Source organism: Alphaproteobacteria bacterium (assembly GCA_019635875.1).
GTDB lineage: Bacteria > Pseudomonadota > Alphaproteobacteria > Reyranellales > Reyranellaceae > JAFAZJ01.
In genome coordinates this window covers 556,451-573,521 of the sequence record JAHBYP010000002.1, presented here as the reverse complement: position 1 = coordinate 573,521, position 17,071 = coordinate 556,451, and the positions used below count along the sequence as shown (strand labels likewise).

At 70.1% G+C, this 17,071-nt stretch carries 19 protein-coding genes; 13 read left to right on the top strand and 6 right to left on the bottom strand.

Features of this window, described 5'->3' with window-relative positions; genetic code table 11:
• Positions 1-35: 35 nt before the first annotated feature.
• From KF889_08925 to rsmI, 3 genes are all read right to left on the bottom strand, one after another.
• Positions 36-890 (bottom strand): transglutaminase family protein, encoded by an 855-nt coding sequence (locus KF889_08925; GenBank protein MBX3499554.1) that lies wholly within the window; start codon positions 888-890, stop codon positions 36-38.
• Positions 891-894: 4 nt separating this feature from the next.
• Positions 895-1,275 carry a YraN family protein gene (locus tag KF889_08920; GenBank protein MBX3499553.1) on the bottom strand — a complete coding sequence of 127 codons (381 nt, stop codon included), beginning with the start codon at positions 1,273-1,275 and terminating at the stop codon, positions 895-897.
• Between the two features lie 86 nt (positions 1,276-1,361).
• On the bottom strand, positions 1,362-2,258 hold the full coding sequence (rsmI, locus tag KF889_08915) for a 16S rRNA (cytidine(1402)-2'-O)-methyltransferase (protein ID MBX3499552.1): 897 nt from the start codon (positions 2,256-2,258) through the stop codon (positions 1,362-1,364).
• A gap of 14 nt (positions 2,259-2,272) precedes the next feature.
• Between rsmI and KF889_08910 the strand changes: the two genes are divergently transcribed.
• From KF889_08910 to ada, 5 genes are all read left to right on the top strand, one after another.
• Complete coding sequence (locus KF889_08910; protein MBX3499551.1) at positions 2,273-3,493, top strand: penicillin-binding protein activator; 1,221 nt, start codon at positions 2,273-2,275, stop codon at positions 3,491-3,493.
• A gap of 7 nt (positions 3,494-3,500) precedes the next feature.
• Complete coding sequence (locus tag KF889_08905) at positions 3,501-4,148, top strand: LysE family translocator (GenBank protein ID MBX3499550.1); 648 nt, start codon at positions 3,501-3,503, stop codon at positions 4,146-4,148.
• 465 nt (positions 4,149-4,613) lie between these two features.
• Complete coding sequence (locus tag KF889_08900) at positions 4,614-4,994, top strand: HIT domain-containing protein (protein MBX3499549.1); 381 nt, start codon at positions 4,614-4,616, stop codon at positions 4,992-4,994.
• 31 nt (positions 4,995-5,025) lie between these two features.
• The gene (locus KF889_08895) at positions 5,026-5,628 is read left to right on the top strand and encodes a DUF4412 domain-containing protein (protein MBX3499548.1); all 603 of its coding nucleotides are present in this window, start codon (positions 5,026-5,028) and stop codon (positions 5,626-5,628) included.
• Positions 5,629-5,704: 76 nt separating this feature from the next.
• Positions 5,705-6,844 carry a bifunctional DNA-binding transcriptional regulator/O6-methylguanine-DNA methyltransferase Ada gene (gene ada / locus KF889_08890; protein ID MBX3499547.1) on the top strand — a complete coding sequence of 380 codons (1,140 nt, stop codon included), beginning with the start codon at positions 5,705-5,707 and terminating at the stop codon, positions 6,842-6,844.
• An 87-nt stretch (positions 6,845-6,931) separates the two neighbouring features.
• On the opposite strand, the gene KF889_08885 is transcribed toward ada, so the two are convergent.
• Positions 6,932-7,300, bottom strand: a complete 369-nt coding sequence (locus tag KF889_08885) for a Smr/MutS family protein (protein ID MBX3499546.1) — start codon at positions 7,298-7,300, stop codon at positions 6,932-6,934.
• Positions 7,301-7,554: 254 nt separating this feature from the next.
• Between KF889_08885 and KF889_08880 the strand changes: the two genes are divergently transcribed.
• The 3 genes from KF889_08880 (at position 7,555) to KF889_08870 (ending at position 10,142) form a co-directional block, all read left to right on the top strand.
• On the top strand, positions 7,555-8,013 hold the full coding sequence (locus KF889_08880; protein MBX3499545.1) for a hypothetical protein: 459 nt from the start codon (positions 7,555-7,557) through the stop codon (positions 8,011-8,013).
• Positions 8,014-8,097: 84 nt separating this feature from the next.
• Positions 8,098-9,483: a tetratricopeptide repeat protein gene (locus tag KF889_08875; protein MBX3499544.1), complete on the top strand. Its 1,386-nt coding sequence runs from the start codon at positions 8,098-8,100 to the stop codon at positions 9,481-9,483.
• Positions 9,480-10,142 (top strand): YggS family pyridoxal phosphate-dependent enzyme, encoded by a 663-nt coding sequence (locus KF889_08870; GenBank protein ID MBX3499543.1) that lies wholly within the window; start codon positions 9,480-9,482, stop codon positions 10,140-10,142. Before KF889_08875 ends, KF889_08870 begins: the two co-directional genes overlap by 4 nt.
• A 7-nt stretch (positions 10,143-10,149) precedes the next feature.
• Here KF889_08870 and KF889_08865 read toward each other — a convergent pair whose 3' ends face one another.
• Entirely contained in the window at positions 10,150-10,512 is a 363-nt protein-coding gene (locus tag KF889_08865; protein ID MBX3499542.1) for a hypothetical protein, read from the bottom strand.
• Between the two features lie 160 nt (positions 10,513-10,672).
• Positions 10,673-11,836 (bottom strand): OmpA family protein, encoded by a 1,164-nt coding sequence (locus KF889_08860; protein MBX3499541.1) that lies wholly within the window; start codon positions 11,834-11,836, stop codon positions 10,673-10,675.
• A gap of 160 nt (positions 11,837-11,996) precedes the next feature.
• On the opposite strand from KF889_08860, the gene truB reads away from it, so the two are divergent.
• The 5 genes from truB (at position 11,997) to KF889_08835 (ending at position 17,071) form a co-directional block, all read left to right on the top strand.
• Positions 11,997-12,977, top strand: coding sequence for a tRNA pseudouridine(55) synthase TruB (truB, locus tag KF889_08855; GenBank protein ID MBX3499540.1), 981 nt, complete (start codon positions 11,997-11,999; stop codon positions 12,975-12,977).
• 15 nt (positions 12,978-12,992) lie between these two features.
• On the top strand, positions 12,993-13,262 hold the full coding sequence (gene rpsO, locus KF889_08850; GenBank protein ID MBX3499539.1) for a 30S ribosomal protein S15: 270 nt from the start codon (positions 12,993-12,995) through the stop codon (positions 13,260-13,262).
• Between the two features lie 213 nt (positions 13,263-13,475).
• Complete coding sequence (gene pnp, locus KF889_08845; GenBank protein ID MBX3499538.1) at positions 13,476-15,656, top strand: polyribonucleotide nucleotidyltransferase; 2,181 nt, start codon at positions 13,476-13,478, stop codon at positions 15,654-15,656.
• 95 nt (positions 15,657-15,751) lie between these two features.
• The gene (gene cysK / locus KF889_08840; protein ID MBX3499537.1) at positions 15,752-16,711 is read left to right on the top strand and encodes a cysteine synthase A; all 960 of its coding nucleotides are present in this window, start codon (positions 15,752-15,754) and stop codon (positions 16,709-16,711) included.
• Positions 16,712-16,747: 36 nt separating this feature from the next.
• Positions 16,748-17,071: an NIPSNAP family protein gene (locus KF889_08835; GenBank protein MBX3499536.1), complete on the top strand. Its 324-nt coding sequence runs from the start codon at positions 16,748-16,750 to the stop codon at positions 17,069-17,071.

The following is a 17,071-nucleotide window of genomic DNA, read 5'->3' as shown; positions in this document are numbered from 1 at the left end:
CGTCCTTGTCCCCGCGCAGGCAGGGAGAAGGGCTTTCAGTTAAGGCGCCGGCGCAGTTCCCGCAAGTGATCGCTGGCCTGTCGGCGCGCCCGCTCGCGCAGGGCGGCGCGCTCGGGATCGGCGTGCGGCTTGTCGGTGAGCGCGAGGAAACGGTCGTAGGCGCGGATCGCCGCACCGACGCTCTCGGCCCGCTCGGCGATGGCGCCCATCTCGTACCAGAGCTCGGCGCGATCGGGCGCGATCGCGGTCATGCGCTCCATCACCGCCAGCGCGCCGGCGATGTCGGCGGCGCGCAGCAGGCGGCCCTTGCTGTTGTTCTCCAGCCGCAGCAGCACGTCTCGGTCGTCGACATCGGCGACGTGATCGGGCGTCAGCTCGGCATCGCGTCCGGCCGTGGCCTTCAGCAGGCTGCGCAGCTGCGGCGGCGTGCGCGAGGCGCCCTGGTCGAATGGATCGACGATCTCGGCGCCGCCGCCGCCATCGATGCGCAGCAGGAAATGGCCGGGGAAGGACAGGCCGGTGGCGCGCCAGCCCTGGGCGCGCGCGACATGCATCCAGATCACGCTCAGCGCCACCGGCAGCCCCTTGCGCCGGTCGATGACGCGCGCCAGGTCGGCGTTCTGCAGATCGTCGTAGGTCTCGCGATCGCCGCGGTAGCCGTAGCCGACGGCGAGGATCTGGCGCATCGCCTCCATCGCCGGGCGACGGCGGCGCACGAGATCGGCGACCTCGGCGACCATCGCCGCGAGATGCTGGCGATAGGGATCGGGATCGAGACCGGGCTGGCGCGCCACCGACAGCAGCAGGGCGGCCTCGGCGATGTCCAGGGGAGAATCCCGGGCGCACAGCGCGCGCAAGCGATCGAGCGTCTGCGTGCGGGCTTCGCTCATGGCCTCATCCGTTCGTCGGCCGCCAGACATCGGTCATGTGCCGGGGCCAGCCGCGCGGCGCGACCAGCATGGCGTCGAAGCGCCAGGCGCAGCCGATCAGCGCGGGGTGGCGCGCGGCGAATGCCTCGGCCGCGCGAGCGATGCGCCGAAGCTGCGATTCTGTCAAGGCGAAGGCCGCCTGGTCGTGCGTGGCGCGCGCCTTGACCTCGACGAAGGCGACGACGCCACCGCGCCGCGCGACGATGTCGATCTCGCCCGCGGGGCAGCGGAAGCGCCGCGCCAGGATTCGATAGCCCGCAAGACGCAGGCGCCAGACGCAGCGCATCTCGGCCCAGCGGCCGAAGCGATCGGCCGCGACACGGCGGGATTCGGATGGCGCTGTCATTCACCGAACCTGTCATCCCGAGCGTAGCGAGGGATCCAGGGTGGTCCCGGATCCCTCGTTACGCTCGCGATGACAGGGAAGACAGTTCATCGCTCGCCCGCCGTTCGCTTCAGCTCGAGGGCCCGCGCATAGACCTCGCGGCGTGGCCTGCCGAAGCGCGCAGCGACCTCGGCCGCCGCTTCCTTGACGCCGGCGCCGGCCATCGCCGCACGTAACGCGGCGTCGACGTCGTCGGCGCTGACGGCACGCGCGTTGGCGTCGGGTGGGCCGACGACGATGACGATCTCGCCGCGCGGCGGACCCTCGGCGCGGTAGTGCGCCGCCAGCGCGTCGAGCGGCGCGCGACGCGTCTCCTCGAAGCGCTTGGTGAGCTCGCGCGCGACGGCGGCGGGGCGAACCCCGAGCAGGGCGGCGAGATCCTCCAGCGATTCGACGAGGCGATGCGGCGCCTCGAACAGCAGCAGGGTCGCATCGACCGCCGCCAGGGCGGCGATCGCCCGGCGACGTTCCGTCGCCCTGGCCGGCAGGAAGCCGGCGAACAGAAATCGGTCACTGGGCAGGCCGGACAAGGCCAGCGCGGCCAACGGCGCGGACGGGCCGGGCACGACGGTGACGGGATGGCCGGCGTCGATGGCGGCGCGCACCACGCGGTGGCCGGGATCGGAGACCAGCGGCATGCCGGCATCGGAGATCAGTGCCACGACCTTGCCGTCTTCCAGCGCCGCAATGATGGCGCGCGCCGCCTCGGCCTCGTTGTGGTCGTGGCAGGCGATCAGCGGGGCGGCGATCGCCAAGCTGCGCAGGAATGGGCGCGAGACGCGCGTGTCCTCGCAGGCGACCAGGTCGGCGCCGCGCAGGGTATCGAGCGCGCGCAGCGTGATGTCGCGGGCATTGCCGATCGGCGTGCCGACGACGTACAGACCGGGCCGCGGTTTACTTCCCGCGGCCGCATCAGTAGCGTCGGATACCGTCGTCGGCTGCATCCAGGAGGCCTTTCATGTCGCATTCGGTCGGGACGGCGCCGCGCCGACGGGTGGCCACGATGCTGGCCTGCGCGGCCATGGCGATGATCGCCCTGGCCGGCTGCGAGACCAAGCCGAATCCGGCGGCCTCGTCCCGCCCGATCGCGCCGCCGCCGGGGCCGGTTCCGCCGTCGCCGATGTCCCCGGCCGTGACGCCCAGCGGCAAGCCCAAGATCGCCCTGCTGCTGCCGCTCAGCGGCCGCGCGCGCGAGATTGGCCATGCCCTGCAGGACGCCGCCGAGCTGGCGCTGTTCGATGGCGCCGGCAGGGACATCGCCCTGGTGCCGATCGACACCGGCGACACGCCCAACGGCGCGGTCGCCGCCACCGAGCGCGCCATCCGCGAGGGCTCCAACCTGATCCTCGGCCCGCTGTTCAGCGTGTCGGCGGCGGTCGCCGGACCGGTCGCCAGGCAGGCCAATCTGGAGATGATCAGCTTCTCCAACGACGAGGGCACGGCGCAGCCGGGGCTCTACGTCATGGGGCTGGCGGTCGAGCCCCAGGTGCGTCGCGTCGTCGACTACGCCCAGCGCAGGGGCGTGAGGCGCATCGTCGCGCTGGCGCCGGCCTCGGGCTATGGCGGCCAGGCGATGCAGGCGCTGCGCGACGCCGCCCAGCGCGCCAACATCAATGTCGGCGCCAGCGAGACGGTGCCGGCGAGCGGCGATCCGGCGGCGCCGGTGAAGCGTGTCGTGGCGACGATCGGCGCCGATGGCTCAGGCACCGCCTTGTTCATTCCGATCGGCGCCCCCCGCGTGAACGCCGTGGCGTCTTCGCTCGCCGAAGCCGATATCGCATCGCGCAGGGTGCGGCTGCTCGGCACCGGCGTGTGGGACGTGGCCAATATCGGCGGCGAGAAGGCGCTGGTCGGCGCCTGGTTCGCCGGGCCCGATCCGGCGCGCCGCGCCGCCTTCGAGCGCAAGTTCGAGAGCGTGCACGGCAGGGCGCCGCCGCGCATCGCCACGCTGGCCTACGACGCGGTGATGCTGGCGGCGCGGTTAGCGCGGCTGAGGGCGGGTGGCGACTTCACGGCCGGCGCCATCACCGACGGCGGCGGCTTCAACGGTCTTGACGGCCGCTATCGCTTCCGCACCGACGGGCGCGTCGAGCGCTCGCTGGCGATCCTCGAGATCGAGGACGATCGCCTGAAGGTGGTCGACCCGGCGCCCAGCGCCTTCATGTCGGTGGTCAATTGAGGCGGCGATGTTCGATCCGCATCTGCTGTGGCTCTATACCGGCGCCGCCGCGCTGCTGATCCTGACGCCCGGCCCCGACACGTTCCTGGTCGCCGCCACCAGCGCCGCCGACGGCGCGCGGGCGGGCGTGCTGGCGTCGATGGGCGTGTTCGTAGGCTGCCTGTTCCATATCCTGCTGGCCGCCGTCGGCATCTCGGCGCTGATCGCCGCGACGCCCTGGGCCTTCGACGCCATCAAGATCGCCGGCGCGATCTACCTGGTCTGGATCGGCCTGCAGGCACTGCGGGCGGCATGGCGAGGCCATGTCGGCGAACCCCCGCCGTCGATACCGCGCGGACGCAGCACCGCCCGCTCGCTGTTCCTGCGCGGCGCGCTGACCAACGCCCTCAATCCCAAGGCGGCGGTGTTCTTCATCGCCTTCCTGCCGCAATTCGTCGATCCCTCGCGTGGCCATGTCGTGGCGCAGTTTGTCGTGCTGGGGCTGATCTTCAACGTGCCGGGTACGCTCTACCTGATGGCGGTGGCGTCGATCAGCGGACGCGCCACCTCGGCGCTGCGCCGCCAGCCCCTGGTGCGCCGTGCAATGGATGCGCTGACCGGCCTGTTCTTCATCGGCCTGGCGGCCCATCTGGCCCGGACTCAGGCAAAAGGTTAGTGGCGATTCCAAAGCACTAGACCACGTTCTTCACTTGCTCTGACGTCCGTGCGCTGCTAGGGTCAGGCGCAATCGCGGTGTCGCGCGTCCGGCGGTTGCCCTCCTCCCTCCGCTGGTCGATTTTCCGGCCGATGCCCCCCGATCGGCCGGATGAGGTCAAGAAGCCGCCAAGAACAAGTCTGCAGGCAGAAGCATGGGCGAACAGCATCGCTGTCGCCCATGTTCCGCCAACGCGGTGTCCAGCGGTGACGGCCGACTGTGTAGGCCGGCCCGGCGTGTCGGCGTCGGCTCCTGCCCACCGATGCGCTCGGTGGGAGCGTCGGCGCCGACCGTCGGCTGATCATCTCCTCGTCCCATCGTCATCGACAACACCCGCGGGATCGGTATCGTGCCGCCGGCGCAGCCGTTCCGCCGGGCGTGCGGCGGTTGACGCGCCCGCCCCGGCGGCAACGCCGGAGGCCGCTGATGACTTATGACCGCAACAACGTGTTTGCCCGCATCCTGCGCGGCGAATTGCCCTGCAGGAAAGTCTACGAGGACGAGTTCGCGCTTGCCTTCCACGACATCAATCCGCTGGCGCCGGTGCATGTCCTGGTGATTCCCAAGGGCGAGTATGTGTCGAACGCCGACTTCGCGGCCTCGGCGCCCGACGAGCTGGTGATCGGGTTCTGGCGTGCCGTCGGGGCCACGGCCGGGGCGCTGGGCCTGGATCCGCTGGGCTACCGCATTGTTGCCAATCACGGCCCCAATGGCGGCCAAATCGTCTTCCACTTTCACGTCCACATTTTCGGCGGTCGTCAGATGAGCCATCGTATGGGCAACATGCCGCGACCGAACGAAGGTTGAGTTCAACGCCTCCACCTCTCCGGAGCCATCCATGCGCCTCTTTGTCCGCCTCGCCTCAGCCGCCGCCGTCGCGCTCGCCGCGTCGGCCGCCTCGGCGCAGGTTCCGCTGCCGTTTCCCACCGTCGATTTCATGCTCGAGGGCAAGATCGTCGCCGCGTCGGCCGGTCCGGCCCAGGGCATGACCACGCTCATGCGTCACAAGAGCGGCAAGATGCGCGTCGATGTCGATAACATGGGCATGAAGGGCTACATGCTGATGGAGCGCGGCGGCAAGACCGCGACCATGGTGATGGAGCCGTCGCCGGGCATGAAGATGGCCATGGAGATCGACCTCAACCAGGCGTCCGCCGCCAATTCCGGCCCGATGGACATGTGGGACATGAAGGGCACGCGGATCGGCACCGACCGCATCCTGGGCGAGTCCTGCGACTGGTGGCAGGCCGAGCACAAGGGCAAGAAATCCAAGGCCTGCGTCACGCCCGACGGCATCCCGCTGAAGGCGGTCGACGCGCAGACCAACGAGGCCATGTGGGAGGTCGTGCGGCTGGAGCGGCGCACCCAGGACGCGGCGCTGTTCGTGGTGCCGCCCGACGCCCAGCGCATGCAGATGCCCACCATGCCGCGCCGGCAGTGATCGATATCGCCGCAAGGCGCGGATAGCCGCGCTGGCGGCGGTGTCCTAACTCTGGAGCATGAGCAACACCGCCCCAATGGCCCAGGCCATCGCCACCCCGCGCCAGCCGACCGCTTCGGTGCTGGCGTTCCCCGCCACCAGGGCCACCACGCCCGACGTCGAGACGGCGTGGCGCGCCGTGCAGGCGCGCGATCGCGCCTTCAACGGCCGCTTCTACTTCTCGGTGAGGTCGACCGGCGTGTACTGCCTGCCGTCCTGCGCCGCGCGTCCGCCGCTGCGCAAGAACGTCGACTTCCACCCGAGCTGCGAGGCCGCCGAGGCGGCGGGCTTCCGCGCCTGCAAGCGCTGCCGGCCGCGCGACTGGCAACAGGAGGCGGGGCTGAGCCGCGCCGTCGCCCAGGCGTGCCGGCTGCTCGACGCCGAGGCCGAGGTTCGGCCCTCGCTGGAGCGCATCGCGCGCCAAGTCGGGCTGACCGGCTCGACCTTGACCCGCCGCTTCCAGCGCGAGCTGGGCGTGGCGCCACGCGACTGGCTGGCGGCGCGCAAGACCAGCCGCTTCAAGGCTGCGCTGAAGGCCGGCGACAATGTGACCTCGGCGCTGTACGGCGCCGGCTATGGCTCCTCCAGTCGGGTCTACGAAAAGTCTGACCAGGTGCTGGGCATGACGCCCGCGACCTACCGCAAGGGCGGCGCCGGGGCGCGCATCGCCTGGACCACGGTCGACAGCGACTATGGCCGCGTGCTGGTCGCCGCCACCGCCAAGGGTATCGCCGCGGTGCGCCTGGGCGACGACGAGCGGGCGCTGCTCGCCGACCTGCGCGAGGACTTCCCGGCGGCCGAGATCGTGCCCGACAGCGGCGCATTGGCGCCGAAGGTCAAGGCCGTGATGGCCCGTCTGGAGGGCCGCAAGCCGACCGCAATCGACGCGCCCGACGTGCCGCTCGACATCGTCGGCACCGCGTTCCAGTGGCGGGTTTGGAAGGCGCTGACCGAGATTCCCGTGGGGCAGACCGCGACCTATGGCGAGATCGCCCGGCGTATCGGCGAGCCCGGTGCGGCCCGTGCCGTGGGCCGCGCCTGCGCCACCAACCCGGTGGCGCTGGTCGTACCCTGCCATCGCGCCGTGGGATCGAGCGGCGCGCTCACCGGCTATCGCTGGGGCGTCGAGCGCAAGAAGCGCATCCTGGCGGCCGAGAAGCAGCGCGCCGCCGGCTGAGGCATCTGTCTGTCATCCCGAGCGTAGCGAGGGATCCAGGCCACCCCTGTATCCTCGCTACGCTCGGGATGACAGCAGCCAGCTGCGCTAACGCGGCTTCCTGAGCAGCACATAGAACGCCCCGCCGCCGCCGTGACGCGGGCTGGCGGGGCGCACGCCGATCACCCGGCCGCGATTCTCCGACCGGTTCAGCCAGTGCGGAAACTCAGCATGGATGCGACCGCCGACCGGTCGGTTGCCGTCGTCCTGGCGCGCCGCCTTGCCGGTCACCACCAGCACCACGCGGGCACCGCTCGCCTGGGCGCGCTCGAGGAAGCGCGCCAGCGCGCGCTCGGCCTCGGCCAAGGTATGACCGTGCAGATCGATCGATGCATCGGGCGCCAGCTTGCCGCGCCGCAGGCTCTCCTCGGTGGCGCGATCCAGGCCTGTGGCCGAGCGCGGGTCGAGGTCCGGCAAGGCCGCCGCCGATGGCGCCGGTGCCTTGACACGCGAAACGGCAGCCGCGGGCTTCGGTGCCGGCTTGCCCGGCGACGGCGGGACCGCTCGTCGGCCCCGCAGAGGCCGCGCGTCCTTCATGGCGCGATGAAAGAGATCGTCGTCCGGCATCCGGTGAAGATATCACACGGGTCAAGGCAGGCATCGCAAGGGCGCGGTGTCCGTATCGGCGCGCTGTTGCTAGACTCGGATTGTCGATTCGGCTGGGGGAAACCATGGCAACGATGATCGTCGTCTGCCGTCCGCTGATGCTCGCCGGCGTGATGGCGTTGATGGGGCTGGCGCCAGCGCTCGCCCAGGTCACGCCGGCACAGAGGCAGAAATTCGAAGCATGGGTCGAGCACACGAACCGGACGCAGGAAACCGGCCCGATGACCAATGCGACCTTGCTCGGCTTTGCCACGGACCAGGTCAGGCGCCGGCAGATCGGCGACACGCGCGACGGATTCAGCCGGCTGTTCGCCGTCGTCATCCCGGCGCAGGCCAACGGCATCATCCTCGCGGCGGGCCGCGCCGATACCGCCACCTACGGGGTGCATCGCACCGGCACGCATCTGCGCCGCATCAGCAGCGGCCGCAACATCAACCGCGTCGTCAGCAAGTGGGACGGCGCGGAGTGCGAACGCGACTTCAAGGAGCAGGTTCAGTACTGGCTCGATCGCTCGCTCAGTTGAAACGACGCGCCAGCCCGCGTTGCCCGGTGGAGCCCGCTGGGCTAGAACCCGCGCGTATCCGCTCCACCATCAGCGAGTCCGCGAATGGCCGCGCCGCCAGTGCCTGCCCGCGATCCAAGCGCCGAAGCCGCGCTGCGCCAGGGCATCGATCTCCTGCAGCTGGGCCGCGCCAGCGAGGCCGAGGCGCTGCTGCGCATGGCCTATGCAAGCATTGGGGACAGGCCCGACATGCTGCACTTCCTCGCCGTTTCGGCCATGCAGCGCAACGATGCGCGTGAGGCCGAGCTTCTATGGAAACGTGCCATCGGCCGCGATCCGAAGGAACCGATGCTGCGCTACAACTACGGCATCGCGCTGCAGGGCCTGGGCCGGCTCGACGATGCCATCCGCGAATGGCGCCAGGCGCTGCGCCTGCATCCCGACAACATCGATGCGCGGCTGCGCGTCGCGGCGGCGCTCAGCGACAATAACCGGCTGGCGGCAGCCGAGCGCGAGTATGCCGATCTGATCCAGATCTGCGACCGGCCGGAGACCGCCGGGCGCATCGCCCCCGAGGTGCTGCGCCAGGCGCGCGTGATGGCGCGCTCGGCGCTGGGCTATCTGCTCTACCGGCTGGGCCGCAACGACGATGCGCTCGCGGTGTTCGACGCGGCGCTGACCGATCTGCCCAGCAACGATCCGATGCGGCCCGCGGTGCTGGGCGATCGCGCGCTCGCGCTGGACATGGTCGGCCGCTCCGACGAGGCGGTCGCCGGCTTCGAAGGTGCGCTGCAGCTGGCACCGGCCAACGCCAAGCTGCACAACGGCATGGGACACGTGCTGCTGCGCGCCGGACAGGCCGCCGAGGCCGAGGCGGCCTTCCGCCGCGCGCTGGAGATCGATGCCGGCTTCGCCGAAGCGACGCGCAACGTCGCCCGCGCGCGCGGCGAGCAGGGCGATTCGGCCGGCGCGCTGGATTATCTGGTGCTGGCGCTGCAGACGGCGCCCGACGACACCGATACGCTCTACGACATGAGTACGCTGGCGCTCGAGCTGGGCGAGCCGCAGCGCGCCGTGACGGCGCTCGAGCCCTTCCTGCAGCGCCATCCCGAAGATGCGCGCGCCCTCAACAATCTCGGCCTCGCCTATCTGATGACAGACCGGGCGGGTGAGGCGCACGCGACCCTGCGCAAGGCCTTCAAGCTGATGCCGGACGAGCCGCTGGTGCTGACCAATCTCGGCCGCTCCCTGGTGGCGCTGGGCCGCCCCCAGGAAGCAGAGCCGCTGCACCGCAAGGCGCTGAAGCTGCAGCCCGGCGATCCGCGCCTGCTGGGTCACTTTGGCAACTGCCAGCTCGCCCTGGGCAACATCGAGCAGGCGCGTGAGCTCTACGTCGCGGCGCAGACCGGCCATCCCGACAATGCCGATGCGCGCATCGGGCTGGAGCGTATCGAGGCGATGCGCGCGATGAGCGGCGAGAGCCCGACATGAGCGCCGCGCTTGCCGAGGTCCGGGCGCGCATCGCCGCCGCCGCGCGCGCCGCGTCGCGCGATCCCACCGCCGTGACCCTGGTCGCGGTGTCCAAGACGCATGGCGCGGAGCGCGTCGAGGAGCTGCTGCGCGCCGGCCATCGCGTGTTCGGCGAGAACCGCGTGCAGGAGGCGCAGGCGAAGTTTCCTGACCTCAAGAAGCGCTACCCCGATCTTGAGGTGCATCTCATCGGCCCGCTGCAGACCAACAAGGCGCGCGACGCGGTGGCGCTGTTCGATGTGATCGAAAGCGTCGACCGGCCGAAGCTGGCGGCCGAGCTGGCGCGCGAGATGGCGAAGCAGGGAAGGCGGCCGGCCTGCTTCGTGCAGGTCAACACCGGCGAGGAAGAGCAGAAGGCCGGCGTCGCGCCCGCGGAAGCAGACGCCTTCATCCGCGCCTGCGTCGAGGAGCACAAGCTGCCGGTGGTCGGCGTGATGTGCATCCCGCCGGCCGACGAGGAGCCGGCGCTGCATTTCGCCCTGCTGGCCAAGATCGCCCGGCGCAACGGGCTTGATCGGATCAGCATGGGCATGAGCGCCGATTATGAGACCGCGGTGCGCTTCGGCGCCACCCATGTGCGGGTCGGCAGCGCGCTGTTCGGCGTGCGCGGTGCCGCCTGACGACGGCTCAGCTCTTCGGCAAGCCACCGACAAAGCAGTGGATTTGCTCCGTCTCGTCGGCGCAGATGTGGCTGTTGCCGTCGGGCGCGACGATGTTCAGCACGGCTTCCGGCGGTACTCTCTTCCAGCGCCCGTTGAGCATGGCGCGCCACCAGCCGTGGTGGTCGCGATAGGCGCGGGTGGGCCGGCAATCGCGCCCGTCGCAGCAGCTCAGCCCCGTAACGGGGTGCATCAGCTGGCGGTACCACTCGTGGTACTGGGCATGGCCTTCGCCTTGCCAGCCCTCCTGTGCGCGGAGCGCCGGCGCCACCAGGACGAGGAGCAGCCAGGCCACGGTGCCGAGCGCCAGCGGCGCGAAGAGCCGGATCACCCCATCGCCCACCCATCTGGAGGAGGAAGTCGAGGTCGCCGGAGGACTTGGCCCACGGCTAGCCACCATAGGGCGCGGCGGTGTGCAGCGCCAGCGACGCCTCCGCCCCAAAGAAGAGGGGCGGCCGAAGCCGCCCCGCGTCTGCCGATCGATGGCCGGATCAGAAGACGATCTCGACGCGCCGGTTCTGCGGCTCGCGCACGCCGTCGGCGGTCTGCACCAGCGGCTGGCTCTCGCCGCGGCCGACGACGGCGATCTGGTTGGCCGGAATGCCCTCGCGCACCAGCACGTCCTTGACCGCGTTGGCGCGGCGCAGCGACAGCGCCATGTTGTAGTCGTCGCCGCCCGAGCGGTCGGCGTGGCCGGTTACGTTGAGTCGCGTGGCGCGGCCCGCCTTGGCGTCGTTCGCCGCCTGGCGGATGGTGGTCGCCGCGGTGTCGGTGACGACGGCGCGGTCGAAGTCGAAGAACACCATGTAGCTGCGGCCGCTGGCGGGCGCCGCGGCAGGCGGCGGTGCCGGCGGCGGCGCCGCGCCGCGCGGTCCGGACAGGTTGTAGGTCAGGCGGATGAATGGGCCGGCCGAGACCGCGGTGCCGCGCGCCATGCTGCCGTTGAAGGCAGTGTTGAACAACGCGTCGATGCGCGCGCCGCCGGTGATCGCCAGCGAGGGCGTATCGGAGAAGCGGTACTGCACGCCGAGCTCGCCGCCGACCACCGGCACCAGGCGCCAGTAGCCGCTGCCATTGGGCGTGCCGACCTCGCTGAAGCTGCCGGCGAGCAGGGAGCCGTCGATGCTGCCGACCACGCCGATGTTCTCGGTGAAGAATGTCTGCGCGCCGATGCCGATGCGCGGACCGATCGCCCAGACATTGCGATGCGCCTGGGTGCCGATCGCCACGGCGACGGCATCCTGGTTGAAGTGCAGGCCGCGGACGCCGCCGAACACGCGCACGGCGGTGTCGCTTCCCATGTTCATGCTGTAGCCGGCCTCGAGGTCGAGGTACTGATAGCGCGACGAGGTGTCGAGACGGGCGCCGCCCACGGTCGACGACGAATTGCGGTGCCACTGGGCGCCGCCGCCCAGGGCGTAGTCCCAGGGCGAGTCAGTCTTGAAGCCGACGATGCCGCTGAAGCCCGGGCCGCTGCGCGGGCGCGCGTTCAGGCCGGCGCCCGGGCCGGCGCGATCGCCCCAGTTCCACCTCCACAGACCGGTGGCGCCGGCGTAGAAGCCGGTCTGTTCGGGGACCTGCGCTTCGGCGACGCTCGCGGCGCCAAGGGCGAGCGCGGTCGAGGCGGCGAGGAGGGAACGGTGAACGCGGTGCATCGGGAACTCCCGGCTCGGATGGCGATGCGCAGGCAACGCCGCGTAACCGGATTGGTGGCGGCTCCGCGATGACCTTGCGGGCGCGGTGTGGCATCGAGGACACGGTTCGAGTGCTTTGTGTCGGGATCGGGCCGCCCGGCGCGGTGAATGGGGCAGGAGCGTGACGCAAAGACGGCGGGAGAAAGTCGACGGCTGGCTGAATCTCGACAAGCCGCTCGGGCTCGGCTCGACATCCGCCGTTGGCCGGGTGCGCTGGCTGTTCAGTGCCGCCAAGGCCGGCCATGGCGGCACGCTCGATCCGTTGGCCAGCGGCGTGCTGCCGATCGCCCTGGGTGAGGCAACCAAGACCGTCCCGTGGGTGATGGACGGCCGCAAGGTCTACCGCTTCACCATCGCCTTCGGGCAGGCCACAGCGACCGATGATCGGGAGGGGGCAATCGTCGGCGAATCGGCGGTGCGACCATCCGACCGCGATCTCGCACGCTCGCTCGAGGCGTTCACCGGCGAGATCGAGCAGCGGCCACCGGCCTTTTCCGCGCTGAAGATCGACGGTGCGCGGGCCTACGATCTGGCGCGCGGCGGCGAGGCCGTCGAGCTGGCGCCGCGCCGGGTCAGGGTGGACCGGCTGGTCGTGCTGGCCCGGCCATCCGCCGACCTGGCCGAGCTGGAGGTCGAGTGCGGCAAGGGCACCTATGTCCGCTCGTTGGCCCGCGACATCGCCCGCACCGTGGGCACGGTGGGTCATGTGGCGGCCCTGAGCCGCACTGTCTGCGGTCCATTCCGCATCGAGGACGCAATTTCGATGGCGACCCTGGAGGCGGCTGCGAATTCGCTTCCCAAGGAGGGGTCTTTCGGGCATAAGCCCGCGCTTCTCGGGCATTTGTGGCCCGTCGTGACCGCGCTGGACGACATCCCGGCGCTGGCCTTGACGGACCGGCAGGCTCAGCGCCTCTCCGCAGGGGTGGCCGTGCCGATGACCGAGATCGCCGGCGCCGGGGCGCCGCCGATCGGGACGATGTCGCCCGCCGAGGGATCGGCCGAGCCTGCGCGCATCGTGCGGGCGATGGCCGGGGCGCGGTTGGTGGCGATCGCCCGTATCGACGGCGATCTGCTGCGGCCGGTACGCGTCCTCAACCTCTGAATGCGGGAGTTCCCGATGTCGGTCACGGCCGAGCGCAAAGCTGAAATCCTCAAGTCCTACGCCATCAAGGAAAACGACACCGGCTCGCCGGAGGTCCAGGTGGCGCTGCTCAGCGAGCGCATCAACAACCTCACCGAGCACTTCAAGGGCCACGTGAAGGATCACCATTCGCGTCGCGGCCTCTTGAAGATGGTCAGCCAGCGCCGTCGGCTGCTCGACTACCTCAAGGATCGCGACAGCAAGCGCTACGACGCTCTGATCGAGCGTCTGGGCCTGCGTCGCTAGCAGGAGTACCGGCCCCGTCATTGTGGCGGGGCCGTTTCGCGTCGAGGCACCGGTTACCCGTGCGGTAACGCGACCGGCGCCGCGACTTCGCAGGACAACCGTCGGACCAGGGGCGAGAGCGAACGGTTCCGGCGGTCCCGTCATCGCATAGGGCGATCGGCGGGCGGCGCGCGTCACGGGGCGTGGCGTCGATCGGGAAAGGAATGGACTGTCATGTTCGATGTATTTCGCAAAGAGATCGAGTGGGCCGGCCGCAAGCTGGTGTTCGAGACGGGCAAGGTCGCCCGCCAGGCCGACGGTGCGGTCATGTGTACCTATGGCGGCACGACCGTGCTGGCCGCCGTGGTCGGCGAGAAGCAGCCCAAGCCGGGCCTCGACTTCTTCCCGCTCACCGTCAACTACCAGGAGAAGGCCTTCGCCGCCGGCAAGATCCCGGGCGGCTTCTTCAAGCGCGAAGGCCGGCCGAGCGAGAAGGAGACGCTGACCTCGCGCCTGATCGACCGGCCGATCCGTCCGCTGTTCCACGAGAGCTATCGCAACGAGACGCTGGTCGTCATCACCACGCTGGCGCACGACATGGAGAACGATCCCGACATCGTCGCCATGGTCGCCACCTCGGCCGCGCTGACCATCAGCGGCATCCCGTTCCTGGGTCCGATCGGCGGCGCGCGCGTCGGCTATATCGACGGCCAGTACGTCATCAACCCGACCCTGGAGCAGCTCGAGAAGAGCGACCTCGACCTCGTCGTCGCCGGCACGCAGGAAGGCGTGCTGATGGTCGAGTCCGAGGCCAAGGAGCTGCCCGAGGACGTGATGCTGGGCGCCGTGATGGCCGGCCACCAGTCGATGCAGGCGGTGATCCAGGCGATCATCCAGCTGGCCGAGCACTGCGCAAAGGAGCCGTGGCCGCTGGGCGAGCCGTCGGCCGCCGCCGTCGCGGTCAAGGCCAAGCTCGACGCCGAGATGCGCGCCCCGCTGATCGCCGCCTACGGCGAGGTCGCCAAGCAGGCCCGCCAGGAGAAGATCAACGCCGCGCGCACGGCCGCCAAGGCGCTGCTCGGCGACGATGCCGCCGCGCTCGCCGCGCTGAAGGAGCAGTTCCACGACCTCGAGGCCGATGTCGTGCGCAAGGCCATCCTCGACACCGGCAAGCGCATCGACGGCCGCGACACCAAGACAGTGCGGCCGATCGTGGCCGAGGTCGGCGTGCTGCCGCGCGCCCACGGCTCCGCCCTGTTCACCCGCGGCGAGACCCAGGCGCTGGTCGTCGCCACCCTGGGCACCGGCCAGGACGAGCAGATCATCGACGCGCTCGAGGGCGAGTACCGCGAGAACTTCATGCTGCACTACAATTTCCCGCCGTACTCGACGGGTGAAGTGAAGCGCATGGGCTCGCCGGGCCGGCGCGAGATCGGCCACGGCAAGCTGGCGTGGCGCGCGCTGCGCCCGGTGCTGCCCTCGAAGGAGAAGTTCCCCTACACGATCCGCGTCGTGTCGGAGATCACCGAGAGCAACGGTTCGTCGTCGATGGCCTCGGTCTGCGGCGGCGCGTTGTCGCTGATGGACGCCGGCGTGCCGCTGGCGCGGCCGGTGGCGGGCATCGCCATGGGCCTGATCAAGGAAGGCGAGCGCTACGCCGTGTTGTCCGACATCCTCGGCGACGAGGATCACCTCGGCGACATGGACTTCAAGGTCGCCGGTTCGGAGAAGGGCGTCACCTCGCTGCAGATGGACCTGAAGATCACCTCGATCACCGAGGAGATCATGAAGGTGGCGCTGGCGCAGGCGAAGGATGGGCGCATGCACATCCTGGGCGAGATGGCCAAGGGCCTGGGCGGCGCGCGCGAGTCGGTGAGCCAGAACGCGCCGCGCATCACCGTGATCAACATCCCCAAGGACAAGATCCGTGAAGTCATCGGCACAGGCGGCAAGGTGATCCGCGAGATCACCGAGCAGACCGGCGCCAAGATCGACATCGAGGACGATGGCACGGTGAAGGTCGCCGCCGTCGACAACAAGTCGGCGCAGGCCGCTCTCGACTGGATCAAGGGCATCGTCGCCGAGCCCGAGGTCGGCGTGATCTACAACGGCAAGGTCGTGAAGGTGGTCGAGTTCGGCGCCTTCGTGAACTTCCTGGGCGCCCGCGATGGCCTCGTGCACATCTCCGAGCTGGCGCCGCGCCGCGTCGCCAAGGTCGGCGACGTGGTCAAGGAAGGCGACCAGGTCAAGGTCAAGGTGCTGGGCGTCGACGACCGGGGCAAGGTCAAGCTGAGCATGAAGGTCGTCGACCAGGCGACCGGCGAGGACATGACCGAGAAGCTGCGCGCCGAGCGCGACCAGCGCGATGCCGAGCGCGCGCAGCGCCGCGATCCGGCCGACGCGCCGCAGCCCTGATTCTTGCGACACCTCGGAAAATCGGACGGCGGCCTGCGGGCCGCCGTTTTCGTTTGTGCTAGGGTCGGCGCCAAGAGACTGGAGGGGAGAGCGCGATGGCTGGCACGCCGGAGTTCCGCGGCAGGATCTACGACAGCATCGTCGACACCATCGGCGCGACGCCCCTGGTGCGCCTGTCGAAGCTGGCGGCCAAGCGCGGGGTCAAGGCCGACGTGATCGGCAAGCTGGAGTTCTTCAATCCGCTGGGATCGGTGAAGGACCGTATCGGGCTGTCGATGATCGACGCCGCCGAGAAGGCCGGCCGCATCACCCCGGGCAAGTCGACCCTGGTCGAGCCGACCTCCGGCAACACCGGCATCGGCCTGGCCTTCGTCGCCGCGGCCCGGGGCTACCGCTTGATCCTGACCATGCCGGAATCGATGTCGGTCGAGCGGCGCAAGATGCTGAAGTTCCTGGGCGCCGAGCTCGACCTCACGCCACGCGAGAAGGGCATGAAGGGCGCCATCGCGCGCGCCGAGGAGCTGCTGAAGACGATCCCGGGCAGCTTCATGCCGCAGCAGTTCCAGAACCCGTCGAATCCGGAGATCCATCGCCGCACCACGGCGGAGGAGATCTGGCGGGACACCGGCGGCAAGCTCGACATCTTCGTGTCAGGGGTCGGCACCGGCGGCACGATCACCGGCGTCGGCGAGGTGCTCAAGCCGCGCCTGCCCAACCTCAAGGTCTATGCGGTGGAGCCCGAGGACAGCGCGGTGATCTCCGGCGGTCCGCCCGGTCCGCACCCCATCCAGGGCATCGGCGCCGGCTTCATCCCCGACATCCTCAACAAGGGCGTGATCGACGGCGTGATCCGCATCGCCAACGCCAACGCCTTCGCCACCGCGCGCGAGGTCGCCGCCGTCGAGGGCCTGCCGGTCGGCATTTCCTCCGGTGCCGCCATCGCCGCCTCGCTCGAGCTCGGCGCCAAGAAGGAGAACGAGGGCAAGCGCATCGTCGTGATCGTGCCCTCCTTTGCCGAACGCTACCTCTCGACCGCGCTGTTCGATGGGTACTAGGCTCCGCTTCGTCCAACGCCTCCAGGAGGAAACGCCGTGATCTTCGACATGCGCACCTATGTCTGCCGCCCGGGCACCATCGCCGCCCATCTCAAGCTCTACGAGGAGTTCGGCAAGACGCCGCAGACCAGGCACCTGGGCCAGCCGGTGTTCTACGCCGTCACCGAGACCGGCCTGGTCAACAGCTTCGTCCATATCTGGGCTTACGACGATGCGGCCGACCGCGCCAGGAAGCGCGCCGCGATGCAGGCCGACCCGGACTGGCAGACCTACATGAAGAAGAGCGCCGAGCTCGGCGCGCTGGTGCAACAGAACAACCAGATCATGAACGAGGTGCCGTTCTTCACGGTCAAGCGCTGA